This window comes from Nonomuraea sp. IBHARD001, assembly GCF_056106265.1.
This window is the reverse complement of record NZ_JBWBBW010000002.1, coordinates 459,664-473,671: the sequence shown is the minus strand read 5'-3', so window position 1 is coordinate 473,671 and position 14,008 is coordinate 459,664. Positions and strand designations below refer to the sequence as shown.

The window sequence follows — 14,008 nt, the reverse complement described above, 5'->3', positions numbered from 1 at the left end:
ACCCTACAAAGCCCGCCCGGCGTCGCGGGTTCGCGTCCCCGCCGCGCCGACGGGCTCGGCGTCCCCGTGCCCCTTCCCCTGCGCCGGATCGGCACGCCGCCCGGCGGTCGCGGGCAGCGCCACCACCACCAGGCTCACCCCCAGCAGAGCCAGCCCGCCGAGCGAGACGGGCGCCAGCCGCTCCCCCAGTACGGCGAAGCCCAGCAGCGCCGCGACGGCGGGCTCGGCCAGGGCGAGCGTCGCGGCCGTGGCGACCGGCGTGCCGCGCAGGCCGATGCCGTACAGGAGATAGGCCAGCGCGGTGGTGCCCACGCCCAGGTAGAGGGCGGCGAGCAGGCCACGCGGCTCGGCCAGCCACCCGGCGCCCGACCACCACAACACCGGCGCCATCAGCAGGGCGGCGCCGCCGAACATCACCCCCATGACGGCGTTGGACGCCATGCCCCCGCCGATCGCCCTGGCCGCCGTGACCGCGTAGAAGGCGTAGAGCAGGCCGCCGAGCAGCGCGAACAGCACGCCGGACAGGACCTGGCCACCGGCCTGCGCGCCGCCGCCGACGATGAGCGCGGCGCAGCCCGCGATGGCGGCGGCGGTGGCGAGCGCCCAGCGAGGGGTCGGCCTGGCCCGGTCGAGCGCCCAGGACAGCAGCCCGGTGAAGACCGGACCGCTGCCGATCGCGACCACGGTGCCGATGGCCACACCGGTGCGGCTGACGGCAGCGAAGAAGCAGAGCTGGTAGGCCGCGACGGCCACCGCGCCGAGCAGCAGTCCAGGCCGCAGCACCCCGCGCACGCCCCCCGAGCCGCGCAGTCCCACGGCCGCGACCAGGGCGAGCGCCGCACCGCCGATCACCAGCCTGGCGGCGGCGACCGAGACGGGGTCCGCGGTGAGCAGCAGCCCGGCGGTGCCCGCCGTACCCCAGAGCACGGCGGCGGCCACGACGGAGAGAGACTTCATAGCGCAGATTGTCTGACAACCAGACAAGATTCGTCCAGAGGATTAGCCAGGCGTCGGCCCGCTGGTCCGCAGCAGCCTGCGCCGCCTGGCGACGCGCGCGGTGGCCAGGCAGTGCGCGCAGAACACCCCGGCCCGGCCGTCCGCGCACGTGCAGAACCAGCGCAGCGCCCCCTCGACCACGGTCAGCTCCACGCGCGCGGCCCCCTCGGCCACCTCGGCGGCCACGACGAGGGGCGCGAAACGCACGAGCAGAACCGTGCTCTCCAAAGCGTCGGCCCGCGCGGCCAGCGGCCCCGCGGCCTCTTCGATCAACGGTGTGACCAGTTCTCCGACTGTCGGCGTGCCCACAGCTCTAGCCTGCCCCCGATTCGACGTCACTCACGGCCACAGAATAGAGACCGGTGACGGAAGTTTTCGCATTGTTGTCCACATTGGCGATAAATACGATTGGGCCGGTATTTCACCACTAGTGGGTCCGTGCTGGACGTTGCTACTGTGTCGCCACTGTTACCCCGGGCCACGCCCGGAAATGCGAGGCACCATGGTTCGCTCGGTCCGGGTGAAGATTGCCACGCTGCTCCTCGTTCCGCTCGTGTCGCTCGCGGCCATCTGGGGGTTCGCCGCGACCATCACACTCGGAGCCGGCCAGGAGTTGCTGCGCATCAGCACCGTGTACGACAACGTGATCGTCCCCGTCCGGGCGGTCACGTTGACCCTCCAGCAGGAAAGGGCGGGGGCGCTCGCCTTCCTCGGCTCGGGCGAGCGCGGCGAACTGTCGCCCCTGCGCGTCGCCACCGACCGCGCGCGAGAGAGCGTCGAGGCGCTGACACCGCTGGCCGCCGACGACAGCCCGCAACCGCTGCGCGCACGCGTCGCCGACCTCGTCGAGAACATGGAGCGCCTGTCCGACATCCGCTCCCGTATCGACACCGGCACCTTCACCCGGATGCAGACCCTGCGCTCCTACAGCCAGATCATCGAGTCGGCCTTCCGCGTCTTCGACAAGATGCGCCTGTCCCCGGACGGCGAGCTCATCGACCAGACCCGCGCGGTCATCATCATGGGCTGGAGCAGGGAGTACCTCAGCCGCCAGCAGGCCGTCATCGCCGCCGCCACCGCCACCGGCCGCATGTCCGCCGACGAGCACACCCTGTTCACCGAGCTCGTCACCAGCCGCAGACTCCTGTACGGCATGGCCTTCGAACAGCTCGACGACCAGCTCAGAGCCCCCTACCTGGAGCTGCAGAAGACCGCCATGTTCATCGGCCACCAGACGGCCGAGGACCAGATCGTCACCACCGTACGGCCGGGTAAGCCGCTGCCCGGCTCGGCGGGCGGCTGGCTGCCTTCGGCCACCAAGCTGGCCGACGTCTTCGGCGTGCTCGGCGGCGAGGCCAGCAGGTCCATCGCCGACCGGTCGATGCCCATGGCCAAGAACATCCTGATCAGGCTGGGCGTCGCGGGCGGGCTCGGACTGGTCGCCGTGGCGCTGTCGGTCTACGTCTCGGTCAGGTTCGGGCGCAGGCTCGGCTCCGAGTTGGCCGCACTGCAGGACGCCGCCGCCGACCTGGCCGACCGCCGGCTGCCCGAGGTCGTCGAGCGCCTGCGCAGGGGCGAGCACGTCGATCCGGGCGAACGGCTCAGGCTCCCGCCGAGCACCACCACCGAGATCGCCGGTGTCGCCGCCGCGTTCGCCACGGCCCAGCGCACCGCGATCGCCGCCGCCGTCGGCCAGGCCGAGATGCGCAAGGGCATCAACAAGGTGTTCCTCAGCCTGGCCAGACGCAACCAGTCGCTGCTGCACCGCCAGCTCGCCACCCTGGAGGCGATGGAGAACCGCACGACCGACAGCGAGATCCTCCAGGAGCTCTACGGCCTGGACCACCTCACCACACGCATGCGCCGACATGCCGAAGGGCTCATCATCATGTCGGGCGCCGCGCCGGGAAGGGCGTGGCGAGTGCCGGTGTCGATCTACGATGTGGTGCGGGCGTCGGTCGAGGAGGTCGAGGACTATCTACGTGTGGCGGTCAACATGCCATCGGGCCCCTGCCTGGTCGGCACCGTGGTTACCGACGTCGTGCACCTGATCGCCGAGCTGGTGGAGAACGCCACCGCCTACTCGCCGCCGCACACGCATGTCGCCGTGCACGGTGAGATCGTCGCGAAGGGGTTCGCACTGGAGATCGAGGACAGAGGGCTCGGCCTGACCGCCGAGGAGCTCGCCAAGATCAACGACCGGCTGGCCGCGCCGCCCGAGTTCGATCTGGCCGACAGCGACAGGCTCGGCCTGTTCGTCGTCGGCAGGCTGGCGGCACGGCACGGGCTCACGGTCGCGCTGCGGCCCTCGCCCTACGGCGGCACGACCGCGATCGTGCTCATCCCCGCCGCGCTGCTGGTCGCGGAGGCGCCGCAACCGCCGGTGCTCCCCCATCCGGTCGGCCCGACCCCGCCGCCGCCCAGGCTCGCCTACTCTGAAGGCCCCACCGTGTTCCCGCCCAGGCTCGTCCCCCTGCCTGGCCGGGGAGACGCCCCCGCCCCGTCCGCCCCCGAACCGGGACCCGCGCCCATGCCCACACCCGGCACCATCGCGCCCGCGCCCTTCCCCGTGGCCGCGCCCGTACTGCCCGCCCCCGTACTGCCCGCTCCCGTGCCCGACGAGGAGGCGAGACCGTGACCGACCGCTGGCCGGAACCGCCCGACGCCGGACCGCTGCTGCGGCCGTACATGATGACGGGCGGGCGTACCCGTCCGACCGGCGGTGACATCGACCTCATCGCGATCGTCTCGGCCACCGGCGTGCCCTCGCCCATGGCCGGGCTCGCGCCCGAGCACCGCAGGGTGCTGTCGGCCTGCCGCAGTCCCGCCTCCGTCGCCGAGGTCGCCTCGGAGACCGAGCTCGCCGTCGGCGTGGTCAGGGTGCTGCTCGGCGACCTGCGCGAACGCCAGCTCGTCGAGATCAGGCCGCCCGCCACGGTGACGCACCTGCCGCAGGAGAGGCTGCTCAGAGAGGTCCTGCAAGGGCTCCGCGCCCTGTGAGCCGACCGGCTGACCGGGCTACAGCTCGGTCAGCTCGTCGAGCAGGCCGTCGAGCAGCCGCTCGGCCCCGCCCAGCACCTCGCCTTGGTAGTCCTCCAGCGCGCGCAGCCAGCCCGGCACGTCGGGTGAGTACCTCGTCGGCAGGTCGAGCAGCACCCGCTCCTCGACCAGCACCTCGCCGTCGACCCGGAACACCTCGCCCGCCATGCCCACCGACACCGCGAACCTGACCTCACGCCCGTCCGGCAGGGTGAACGTCACACCCGTCACGGCTCCGCCCGGCTCGAACCTGGAGAACAGCTCACGCCTGGCGAACGGATGGCGCACCCCGGCGAACCCCTCGGCGGTACGGCTCAGCGCCGCGAGGAGGTCGGCCACCGCGCGGCTTTCGCTGTCCACAACCCCGAGGGTAGATCAAACTCACCCTCCTGGGTACGGCGGCAGCGTCACCGTGACGTTCAGCCCGCCCCCGTCGCGCGGCCTGGCGACGACCTCACCGCCGTGCGCCGCCACGATCGTACGCACGATGGACAGGCCGAGCCCCGCGCCCTTGACCGTGATCAGCCGATCGCCGCCTAGCCGCCTGAACGGCTCGAACAGGGCGGGCACCTCGTACCCGGGCACGACCGGACCCGTGTTGCTCACCACCAGCTCGACCAGGCCGTCCCTCGCCCTGACCGAGCAGGCCACCCGTACCCAGCCGCCCTTGTCGTTGTGCCTGACGCCGTTGTCCACCAGGTTGTGCACGAGCCGCTCCAGCAGGATCGCGTCGCCGTGCACCACGCTCTCGCGCGTGTCCTCCTCGACGGCGATCCCGGCGAGCGCGGCGTCGGCCTCGCCCTGGGCGGTGACGTGGCCCACGACGTCCGCCAGGTCGACCGGACGCCGGTCGGTGAGCTCCCGCTCGGCCCCGGCGAGCAGCAGCAGCCCGGCGATCAGGCGTTCGTGCCTGGTGTTGATCTCCAGCAGGCTCTCGCCCAGCCTGAGCACCTCATCGGGCGCCGAAGGCCGGTGCATGGCCAGCTCGACCAGGGCACGGCCGACCGTCAGCGGGGTACGCAGCTCGTGCGAGGCGTTGGCGACGAAGTGCCGCTGGCCGTCGAAGGAGCGGTCGAGCCGCTCGATCATGATGTCGAACGTGTCGGCCAGGTCCTTGACCTCGTCGTCCGGGCCGCGCAGGGCGATGCGTTCGTGCAGGCCCTTGTCGGCCGCCGGTGACATGGCGATGCGCCTGGCCGTGTCGGTCACGCGGTGCAGCGGGGCGAGCACCCGGCCCGCCACCAGCCAGCCGAGCCCGGCCGCGGCCCCTCCGACCAGCACGAGCGCGATGCCGCCCACCGTCAGCAGGGAGGTGGTGGCCGCCTCCCTGACGTTCTTCTGCTGCTGCAGCTTCCACTGCTCGGCCTCGATGCCGGTCAGCAGTTTGCCGTCGCCGTCGATCAGATAGGTCAGCTTGTCACCGGTCGCGGGCGAGGCCGTGGCGCCCGGCGAAGGCGTGACGGTCGGCGACAGCAGCGAGGTGGCGAAGAACCTGGCCCCGCCGCCCTGTGTGAGCTGCTGGTCGAACAGCAGATACGTGGTGCCGAGCAGCACCATGCCCGCCAGCACGAACAGCCCGCCGTAGATCATGGTCAGCCTGGCGCGCAACGTCGTACGGCGGCTCATGGGATCAGGTACCCCACGCCGACCACGGTCTCGACCACCGGCGGGTCGCCGAGCTTGCGCCGGAGCTTGAGCACGGTCAGCCTGACCACGCCGGAGAACGGGTCGGCGTGCTCGTCCCACGCCTTCTCCAGCAGGTGCTCGGCCGAGACCGGCGCGCCTTCGGCCCGCATCAGCTCGGTCAGCACGGCGAACTCCTTCTTCGACAGCGGCACGTACCTCCCGTCGCGGTAGACCTCGCGCCTGGCCTGGTCGAGGGTGATGCCCGCCCGCCTGAACACCGGCGGCGCGGCCGGTCTCGACCGGCGTCCGAGCGCCAGCACCCTGGCCGCGAGCTCGGGAAAGGCGAACGGCTTGGTCAGGTAGTCGTCGGCGCCGAGCGAGAGCCCGTCCACCCTGTCGGTGATCTCGGCCGCCGCCGTCAGCATGAGCACCCGCACCGCCGTACCCGCCGCGACGAGCTCACGGCAGACCTGGTCACCGTGTACGGCGGGCAGGTCCCGGTCCAGGACGACGACGTCGTAGTCGTTGACGACCGCACGTTCCAGCGCCGCCTCGCCGTCGTAGGCGACGTCCACCGCGTGCGCGTCGCCGCGCAGCCACTCCGCGATCGCGTCGGCGAGCAGCGGCTCGTCCTCCACCACCAGTACGCGCATGCGTCGTCCTCCTCGCCGGGACCGCTCGTTCCGCCATGGTGGCCGATCCCGGCGTTTCCTCCGTGTTAGGGAGCGTCGCAGGCCGGGTGGAAACGCCGGGGAAACGCGGCGTCGCGTTGCATCGGCTGCCAGGCGGCGGGGAGCGGCCCCGCCGGAGCGAAGGAGCACGACGTGATGCGACAGCGAATCCGCGGTGTGCTGGCGGCGGCCCTGCTGGCGACGGCACTCGCCGCATGCGGCGGCGCGGGCGACGACCCGAAGGTCGCCTCGGCGGGCGGCGCACGGCCGACGGCGGGTGCGAGCGCCGCGCCCAGCCTGAGCCAGGAGGAGCGCGGGGTGAAGTTCGCCCAGTGCATGCGCCAGAACGGCATCGACATGGCCGACCCCAAGCCGGGCGAAGGCGTGATGTTCAAGCTCGACAAGTCGACCGGCGCGACCGAGGAGACGATGAAGAAGGCGATGGAGGCCTGCAAGGAATACAGCCCGATGGGCAAGATGGGCACCGCCGCGGGCCCCGAGGAGGAGGAACGCGGTCGCCGCTTCGCCACGTGCATGCGCGACAAGGGCGTCGAGGCCTTCCCCGACCCCGCGCCCGGCCAGCGCGGCATCCGCATCGGACCGGACGTCGGCGAGGACCCCGACTTCAAGCAGGCCCAGCAGGCCTGCCGGCCGATCCTGGCCGAAGGCCGTCCCGGAGGCGGCCAGTGAGCGGCCCGCACGAGCCCGCACCCCCGCGACGGCGACGCGGCGCCGTACGCAGGGTGGCGGTCGTGGCCGGTGTCGTCGTCGTGGTCGGCGCGGTCGCGGTGACCACGCTCGGCGGCGCGCCCACCGAAGGCGCGACGCCGACCGGCGCACTGCCCCCGCAGACCGCCCCCGTGACCCGCCAGACGCTCACCGACTCCCAGACCTTCGACGGCGAACTCGGCTACGGCCCCACCACCACCGCCACCACACGCCTGCCCGGCACCCTCACCCGCCTGCCCGAGGCGGGCGCCCGCATCACCAGGGGCAAGCCGCTGTACGAGGTCGACGGCAGACCGGTCCTGCTGATGTACGGCGCCAGGCCCGCCCACCGCACGTTGCGCCAGGGCGACGAGGGTCCCGACGTCAAGCAGCTCGAACGCAACCTCAAGGCGCTCGGCCACACCGGGTTCACCGTCGACTCCGACTACACCTGGGCCACCGCGCGGGCGGTCGAGGAGTGGCAGGACGACCTCGGCCTCGACCGGAGCGGCGAGGTCGAACTCGGCCGGGTGACCTACGCGCCCGGCCCGGTCAGGGTGGACAGCCTGCACGCCGAGAGCGGCCAGCCGATCGCACCCGGCGCGAAGGTCCTGGCCCTGAGCGGTACGGCCAAGGCCGTCACCGTCATGCTCGACCCCGCCGACCAGCGCCTGGCCAGGAAGGGCGCCAAGGTCACCGTCACCCTGCCCGACGACAGCGCCGTCACGGGCCGGGTCGAGGAGGTCACCACGGTGATCGAACCGGGCGAAGGCCCGGACGCCGAGCCGCAGACCAGGATCGAGGTCGTGCTCGCCCTCACCGGCAAGAAGGCACGCAAGGCGAGCGCCTCCTACGCGCTGGCCGCCGTGGACGTCACCTTCACCTCGGGCCGCAGGGCGAACGTGCTCACCGTCCCCGTCACCGCCCTGCTCGCCCTTCAGGAGGGCGGCTTCGGCGTCGAGGTCGTCCGTGGGAGGGCGACGTCGTACGTGCCGGTCGAGACCGGGCTCTTCGCCGACGGCAGGGTGGAGGTGACCGGCGAGGGCATCGCCGAGGGCACGCAGGTCGGGGTGCCGAAGTGATCCGCCTCACCGAGGTGACCAAGAAGTACGCCGGGGGCGTGGCCGCACTGGCCGGGGTGAGCCTGCACATCGCCAGGGGCGAACTCGTGGCGATCGTGGGGCCCTCCGGATCCGGCAAGTCGACCATGCTCAATGTGCTGGGCACCCTCGACCGGCCCACCACCGGCCGTGTGCTCATCGACGGGCACGACGTGGGCACCCTGTCGGACGCCAGGCTCTCGGCGTTGCGGGCCGGCACGATCGGCTTCGTCTTCCAGCAGTTCCACCTGGCCGCCGGGGTGGCCGCACTGGAGAACGTCGCCGACGGCCTGCTGTACTCCGGGCTGCGCGCTGGCATGCGCCGCCGCAAGGCCGAGGCGGCGCTGCGCCGGGTCGGACTCGCCCACCGCATGGACCACCGGCCGCACGAACTGTCGGGCGGCGAACGCCAGCGGGTGGCCGTGGCCAGGGCGGTCGCGGGCGATCCACCGCTGCTGCTGGCCGACGAGCCGACGGGCAACCTCGACTCGGCGTCCGGGGCCGGGGTGATGCGGTTGATGCGCGACCTGCACGACTCGGGGACCACTGTGGTGATCATCACACACGACCTGGAGATCGCCGCCTCACTTCCCCGCCAGGTGAGCATGCGCGACGGGCGCGTGCTGTCGGACTCGGCCGAGGTGGCGTCGTGAAGGCGCTCGGGGTGGCCTACCTTGGAGCTTGGACGTGAACGCGCTCAAGCCTGCCCGCCTGGGACCTGGTGACGTGCTCAAGGTCGGGGCCGTGGGGCTGCGGACGCGTCCGATGCGGGCCTTTCTGTCCGCGCTCGGGATCGCGATCGGCATCGCCGCCATGGTCGCCGTCGTCGGCATCTCCTCCTCCTCTCGTGCCGAGCTCGACCGGACCCTGGACACGCTCGGCACCAACCTGCTCACCGTCGCGCCGGGCAACACCCTGACCGGCGAACAGGCCACACTCCCGAGCGAGGCGGAGGACATGATCGCCAGGATCGGCCCGGTGAGCGCGGTGTCGGCGATCGGCCAGGTCGCCGATGCGAAGGTGTACCGCACCGGCCGGATCCCGGCCATCGACACCAACGGCATCGCCGCCTACGCGGCCAGGATCGACCTGCTCGACACCGTCGGCGGGCGAGTCGTGAGCGGCGCCTGGCTCAACGCCGCCACCGGCTCATACCCGGCCACCGTGCTCGGCGCGGGCGCGGCGCGGCGTCTCGGCATCGGCAGGGCGGGGGCCGATACCAAGGTGCTGGTCGGCGGGCGGTGGTTCACGGTCGTGGGCATTCTGGCGCCTGCGGCCCTCGCGCCGGAGCTGGACTCGGCCGCACTCGTCGGCTGGCCGGTCGCGGCCTCCGTACTCGGATTCGACGGGCACGCGACCAAGGTCTACACGCGTTCGGCCGACGAACGGGTCGAGGACATCCGTGCGGTGCTCGGCGCCACGGCCAATCCGCAGGCGCCGAACGAGGTCGACGTCTCGCGCCCCTCCGACGCACTGGCCGCCAGGCAGGCTGCGGGAGAGGCGTTCACCGGGCTGCTGCTCGGCCTCGGCGCCGTCGCCCTGCTGGTCGGCGGGGTCGGGGTGGCCAACACCATGGTCATCTCGGTGCTGGAGAGGCGGGCCGAGATCGGTCTGCGCCGCTCGCTGGGGGCCACCCGGGGGCAGATCCGCACGCAGTTCCTGTCGGAGTCGCTGCTGCTCTCGGCTCTGGGCGGGGCCGGGGGTGCTCTGCTCGGCACGGCGCTGACCTCGGCCTACGCACTGTCACGCGGATGGCCTTCGGTCGTGCCCGCGTGGGCCGTGCTCGGCGGCGGCTGCGCCACCCTGCTCATCGGCGCGCTCGCCGGACTGTATCCGGCCGTGCGCGCCTCCCGCCTGTCGCCGACCGAGGCGCTGGCCACGCCGTAGCGCGGCCTCCGGTCACCTCTCGGCGCTCAGGCTCTTGGGCGCCGAGAGGAACCACGCCTCCTCCACCAGCTCGGCCAGCTCCTCGGGATCGACCACCCGGTAGCGCACGTCGATCCAGCCGAACTGCCCGCCGGTGAACGACTCGGAGAACACCTCAGGCTGCTCGGCCACCAGCGCCTCCCGCTCGATCAGCGTCGACTTCAGCACGAGGATCGCGGTCTTCTCCCACAGGAAGCCGAACCCCTTGCCCCTGACCTTGAGCGAGACGTATTCGCCGCCGTCGTGCAGTGTCACCTCGGGCAATGCGGCCGCGATCGCGAGGACGTCCTCTACCTTCATACGAGAAGGACTATCAAACGCCACCGACAGCGGGCGCGTGACGGCGGCCGGATATCGTCGTGGGCATGAGCACCCACTTCGACGTTGTCGTCCTCGGCGCCGGTCCCGGCGGATACACGGCCGCGGTACGCGCCGCCCAGCTTGGCCTGCGCGTGGCGGTCATCGAAGAGAAGTACTGGGGTGGCGTCTGCCTCAATGTGGGCTGCATCCCGTCCAAGGCCCTGTTGCGCAACGCCGAACTCGCCCACATCTTCACCGCCGAGGCCAAGACGTTCGGCATCTCGGGCTCGGTGACCTTCGACTACGGCGCGGCCTTCCAGCGCAGCCGCAAGGTGGCCGACGGGCGTGTCAAGGGCGTGCACTACCTGATGAAGAAGAACGCGATCACCGAGATCGACGGCCGGGGCGTCTTCGTCGACCCGCACACCCTCCAGGTCAACGGCGACACCGTCACCTTCGACCACTGCATCATCGCCGCGGGCGCGACCACCAGGCTGCTGCCCGGCACCTCGGTGTCGGAGCGCGTGGTGACCTATGAGGAGCAGATCCTCAGCGACACCCTGCCGGAGAGCATCGTCATCGCGGGCGCGGGCGCGATCGGCGTCGAGTTCGCGTACGTCCTGCACAACTACGGCGTCAAGGTGACGATCGTGGAGTTCCTCGACCGCGTGGTGCCGACCGAGGACGCCGACGTCTCGGCGGAGCTGGCCAAGCGGTACAAGCGGCTCGGCATCGACGTGCTCACCTCGACGAAGGTCGAGTCGATCGACGAGTCCGGCCCGAAGGTCCGCGTCACCGTCAGCCGCGACGGGCAGCAGCAGGTCCTGGAGGCCGACAAGGTGCTCCAGGCGATCGGCTTCCAGCCTCGCGTCTCGGGCTACGGCCTTGAGCACACCGGGGTCGCCCTCACCGAGCGCGGCGCCATCGCCGTCGACGGGCGCGGCCGTACCAACGTGCCGCACATCTTCGCCATCGGCGACGTCACCGCCAAGCTGATGCTCGCGCACGCCGCCGAGACGATGGGCGTCATCGCGTCCGAGACGATCGGCGGGGCCGAGACGATGGAGATCGACTTCGTCATGGTCCCGCGTGCGACGTACTGCCAGCCGCAGATCGCCAGCTTCGGCTACACCGAGGCGCAGGCCAGGGACCTCGGCTACGACGTGCAGGTGGCGAAGTTCCCCTTCACCGCCAACGCCAAGGCGCACGGCCTGGGCGACGCCAACGGCTTCGTCAAGATCCTCAGCGACGCCGAACACGGCGAACTGCTCGGCGCCCACCTCATCGGCCCCGAGGTCACCGAACTGCTGCCCGAACTCACCCTGGCCCAGCAGTGGGACCTCACCGTCCACGAGGTCGCCCGCAACGTCCACGCCCACCCGACCCTGGGCGAAGCGGTCAAGGAGGCCATCCACGGCCTCGCGGGACACATGATCAACATGTAGGGGTGTATCGCGCCGCGGGTCTTCGCTCGCGCCTGCGTGTTTGCTCGCACCTGGCTTCTGGGCGGGTTCGTCTCGTTCGTGTGTCGGGCGGTGCGCCTCACCTGTCACCCGGGCCGCCGGTGACGCCTGCCGCGCGGGCCCGCCGGTGACGGGCGCCGGAGGAGGACCGGCGCCCGCGCCCGTGCGGGTCGGGCGCGCGGGGCTGACCGTGCGCCCTCCCCAGGTGAGTACCAGCGGTGACCTCAGCGTGGGCCTTGCCCAGAGCCGGTCGCGAGATCGACTCTTAGGAAAGTTTCTTAAGAGTGACGCTAGACCCGGACCCACCGAGCGTCAATACGACCTTGTGCACCACCCAAGCGCACCCCGCCCCCACGACATACCACCCCAGGTCAGGCGCATTGAACGTCGACCCCAGCACCAGCCTGGCCAGCCAATGATCAGGCACAAGCCCCGTGAGCTGAAAGAACTCCACCCCCCAGCTGAACCCCACCGCCACCACCCCCGCCACCCAAGGCCGCACCCGCGGCCACACCAGCACCACCAGCGCGTACACCAGCACGGTGTACAACGCATCCCCCGCATACTTGGCGAAGTCCCCCTCCCCCCAAGCCCGCACCCCCAACCCGGCCCCCACCGTCCCCAGCGCCACCAACCCCGCCCACAACCTCGCCCGCTTCTCCATAGCGAATCACCTTATGGGCAGCGTGGCCCGAGGCCCGAGGGCCAGCAGCGTCCAGCTCCGCGCATCGCCCCACACCGACTCCGGATCCACGTACGGCCGCAGCAGCGCCGTCAGTTCGGCGTCCCCGCGCCCGGCCAGTTCCTCCTGGGCGATCTTCCGCGCCAGTCCGGCCAGCAGATCGCACACCGAGATGCGTACGTCCAATCGCGATTCGACCAGCCGGAATCCCGCCAAGCCCGCCGCGGTCAGGCGGGGTTCGGCCTGGCGCAGGCGTTCGTCGGTCAGGAGGGTCTGGCGGTCGTGCACCACCGAGACCGGCCTGGTGCCGCCGTCGCTCCACAGTTCGACCGCCCGTACGACCGCGGGCACCAGCAGGTCGAGTACGGGAGCGGCGTCCGGCGACAGGCGTGCCCGGTAGGCCGCCACGCGCTCGCGGTCCACCCAAAGGCGTTCGACGATCTCCCCGCACCAGCCGGGCGCCCGTACCGCACGCATGTCCTCGACGACGCGGTACACGGCGTCGAAGGAGATCTCCTGCCTCCGGCCGCTCTTCACCCGGAGAACGGCGTTGAACGCCTCGAGAAAGGAGCGCCACACCTGCTCCCCGAACAGCGTCGGCCCTTCGGCGTACAGAGCACGCCGCGCTTCTCCCGCCTCCCCGACGGCCAATTCCGCGACCTTGCCGAGAAGGAGGAACGCCTTGTCCACCAGATGCACGTGCGCATGTCCGAGCAGCGGTCCCTGCTCGCCGAGCAGCCACATCACGGCCGCCTTGTGCTTGCTCCGCTGAATGACGAACGCCTTGTACTCCTGAATGGGCGAAGGCGCACGCTCGCGTACCTCGGCGATACACCGATCGGCTTCGTCGGGGCTCAGTCCGACACTGGCATGCGCGAACACCGTCGTGTTCCCGCCGACCAGCTTCTCCCCTTCGGACCCCGACTCGTCACAGGCGATCTCCACAGCCATGCCGTCCACTTCCTCGCCGTTCCTCACGCCGCGGTGATCCCCAGATCCCGCCCCAGCGCCCCGGCCACGCGCGAACCGGCCCGCACGGCCACGAGATCGAGAAAGCCGACGAGATCGGCCCGGATCCCGGCCGTGATCCGCCTCATCTCGGCTCCGGCGATCTCCACGACCACGCTCCCGTCCTCACGCCGGACACGTACGACCTCGTCCTGCACGTCGGCCCACAGGTCGGGATCGTGCCCGAGGTACGGCGGCGCGCCCCCGCCCAGCATGTCGCACCACCGCCACCAGTCCTCAAGACCAGCACAACACCCGTGCACGACCTCGACGCCGCTCGCCTCGTCGGACAGCCGTACGCCGCCTGGGGCGATCACCAACTCGGCATCGGCGATGTCCTCAACGTCCAGGTAGGCCTCGATGATCGCGATCACCGTACTCAGGTCCTGTTGCGAGGTCGCGCCGGACAGGATGATGTAGCGTCCGATGTTTGCTTCAATCACCGCATGTCCCACCATCACACCACCAGTGTGACCTGCGGCCCTGGCT

The 14,008-nt window shown here is 71.4% G+C and carries 16 protein-coding genes; 7 read left to right on the top strand and 9 right to left on the bottom strand.

The genetic code is table 11. The features are described from left to right. Nucleotides 1-3: 3 nt before the first annotated feature. Both ACTWNK_RS04360 and ACTWNK_RS04355 read right to left on the bottom strand, forming a co-directional pair. On the bottom strand, nucleotides 4-957 hold the full coding sequence (locus ACTWNK_RS04360; RefSeq protein WP_474302209.1) for a DMT family transporter: 954 nt from the start codon (nucleotides 955-957) through the stop codon (nucleotides 4-6). A 42-nt stretch (nucleotides 958-999) separates the two neighbouring features. Then, nucleotides 1,000-1,305 carry a hypothetical protein gene (locus ACTWNK_RS04355; protein WP_474302208.1) on the bottom strand — a complete coding sequence of 102 codons (306 nt, stop codon included), beginning with the start codon at nucleotides 1,303-1,305 and terminating at the stop codon, nucleotides 1,000-1,002. Nucleotides 1,306-1,516: 211 nt separating this feature from the next. Here ACTWNK_RS04355 and ACTWNK_RS04350 point away from each other — a divergent pair, with 211 nt between their 5' ends. Together ACTWNK_RS04350 and ACTWNK_RS04345 are read left to right on the top strand one after the other, a co-directional pair. After that, a complete protein-coding gene (locus ACTWNK_RS04350) occupies nucleotides 1,517-3,634 on the top strand; it encodes a sensor histidine kinase (RefSeq protein ID WP_474302207.1) in 2,118 nt (705 codons plus the stop codon). After that, nucleotides 3,631-3,996, top strand: a complete 366-nt coding sequence (locus ACTWNK_RS04345; protein ID WP_474302206.1) for a DUF742 domain-containing protein — start codon at nucleotides 3,631-3,633, stop codon at nucleotides 3,994-3,996. Before ACTWNK_RS04350 ends, ACTWNK_RS04345 begins: the two co-directional genes overlap by 4 nt. A gap of 18 nt (nucleotides 3,997-4,014) precedes the next feature. Here ACTWNK_RS04345 and ACTWNK_RS04340 read toward each other — a convergent pair whose 3' ends face one another. The 3 genes from ACTWNK_RS04340 to ACTWNK_RS04330 are packed head-to-tail and all read right to left on the bottom strand — an operon-like array spanning nucleotide 4,015 to nucleotide 6,314. Next, nucleotides 4,015-4,395 carry a hypothetical protein gene (locus ACTWNK_RS04340; protein WP_474302205.1) on the bottom strand — a complete coding sequence of 127 codons (381 nt, stop codon included), beginning with the start codon at nucleotides 4,393-4,395 and terminating at the stop codon, nucleotides 4,015-4,017. A gap of 21 nt (nucleotides 4,396-4,416) precedes the next feature. Then, complete coding sequence (locus tag ACTWNK_RS04335) at nucleotides 4,417-5,661, bottom strand: sensor histidine kinase (RefSeq protein ID WP_474302204.1); 1,245 nt, start codon at nucleotides 5,659-5,661, stop codon at nucleotides 4,417-4,419. Next, the gene (locus ACTWNK_RS04330; RefSeq protein ID WP_474302203.1) at nucleotides 5,658-6,314 is read right to left on the bottom strand and encodes a response regulator transcription factor; all 657 of its coding nucleotides are present in this window, start codon (nucleotides 6,312-6,314) and stop codon (nucleotides 5,658-5,660) included. The genes ACTWNK_RS04335 and ACTWNK_RS04330 overlap by 4 nt, the downstream gene beginning before the upstream one ends. A 174-nt stretch (nucleotides 6,315-6,488) precedes the next feature. On the opposite strand from ACTWNK_RS04330, the gene ACTWNK_RS04325 reads away from it, so the two are divergent. Genes ACTWNK_RS04325 through ACTWNK_RS04310 form a run of 4 tightly spaced genes read left to right on the top strand, consistent with a single transcriptional unit; the run spans nucleotide 6,489 to nucleotide 10,027 of the window. Next, the gene (locus ACTWNK_RS04325; protein ID WP_474310827.1) at nucleotides 6,489-7,022 is read left to right on the top strand and encodes a hypothetical protein; all 534 of its coding nucleotides are present in this window, start codon (nucleotides 6,489-6,491) and stop codon (nucleotides 7,020-7,022) included. Then, nucleotides 7,019-8,122, top strand: coding sequence for an efflux RND transporter periplasmic adaptor subunit (locus tag ACTWNK_RS04320; RefSeq protein ID WP_474302202.1), 1,104 nt, complete (start codon nucleotides 7,019-7,021; stop codon nucleotides 8,120-8,122). The genes ACTWNK_RS04325 and ACTWNK_RS04320 overlap by 4 nt, the downstream gene beginning before the upstream one ends. Then, complete coding sequence (locus ACTWNK_RS04315) at nucleotides 8,119-8,793, top strand: ABC transporter ATP-binding protein (protein ID WP_474302201.1); 675 nt, start codon at nucleotides 8,119-8,121, stop codon at nucleotides 8,791-8,793. Before ACTWNK_RS04320 ends, ACTWNK_RS04315 begins: the two co-directional genes overlap by 4 nt. A gap of 34 nt (nucleotides 8,794-8,827) precedes the next feature. After that, nucleotides 8,828-10,027 carry an ABC transporter permease gene (locus ACTWNK_RS04310; RefSeq protein ID WP_474302200.1) on the top strand — a complete coding sequence of 400 codons (1,200 nt, stop codon included), beginning with the start codon at nucleotides 8,828-8,830 and terminating at the stop codon, nucleotides 10,025-10,027. Nucleotides 10,028-10,039: 12 nt separating this feature from the next. Here ACTWNK_RS04310 and ACTWNK_RS04305 read toward each other — a convergent pair whose 3' ends face one another. Continuing rightward, nucleotides 10,040-10,366, bottom strand: a complete 327-nt coding sequence (locus ACTWNK_RS04305) for an MmcQ/YjbR family DNA-binding protein (RefSeq protein ID WP_474302199.1) — start codon at nucleotides 10,364-10,366, stop codon at nucleotides 10,040-10,042. 65 nt (nucleotides 10,367-10,431) lie between these two features. Here ACTWNK_RS04305 and lpdA point away from each other — a divergent pair, with 65 nt between their 5' ends. Further along, on the top strand, nucleotides 10,432-11,811 hold the full coding sequence (gene lpdA, locus ACTWNK_RS04300; RefSeq protein ID WP_474302198.1) for a dihydrolipoyl dehydrogenase: 1,380 nt from the start codon (nucleotides 10,432-10,434) through the stop codon (nucleotides 11,809-11,811). A gap of 283 nt (nucleotides 11,812-12,094) precedes the next feature. Here lpdA and ACTWNK_RS04295 read toward each other — a convergent pair whose 3' ends face one another. The 3 genes from ACTWNK_RS04295 to ACTWNK_RS04285 are packed head-to-tail and all read right to left on the bottom strand — an operon-like array spanning nucleotide 12,095 to nucleotide 13,962. Beyond that, entirely contained in the window at nucleotides 12,095-12,493 is a 399-nt protein-coding gene (locus ACTWNK_RS04295) for a ribosomal maturation YjgA family protein (protein ID WP_474302197.1), read from the bottom strand. A gap of 6 nt (nucleotides 12,494-12,499) precedes the next feature. Next, entirely contained in the window at nucleotides 12,500-13,462 is a 963-nt protein-coding gene (locus ACTWNK_RS04290; protein ID WP_474302196.1) for a hypothetical protein, read from the bottom strand. A 23-nt stretch (nucleotides 13,463-13,485) separates the two neighbouring features. Beyond that, entirely contained in the window at nucleotides 13,486-13,962 is a 477-nt protein-coding gene (locus ACTWNK_RS04285) for a hypothetical protein (protein WP_474302195.1), read from the bottom strand. Between the last annotated feature and the right edge of the window lie 46 nt (nucleotides 13,963-14,008).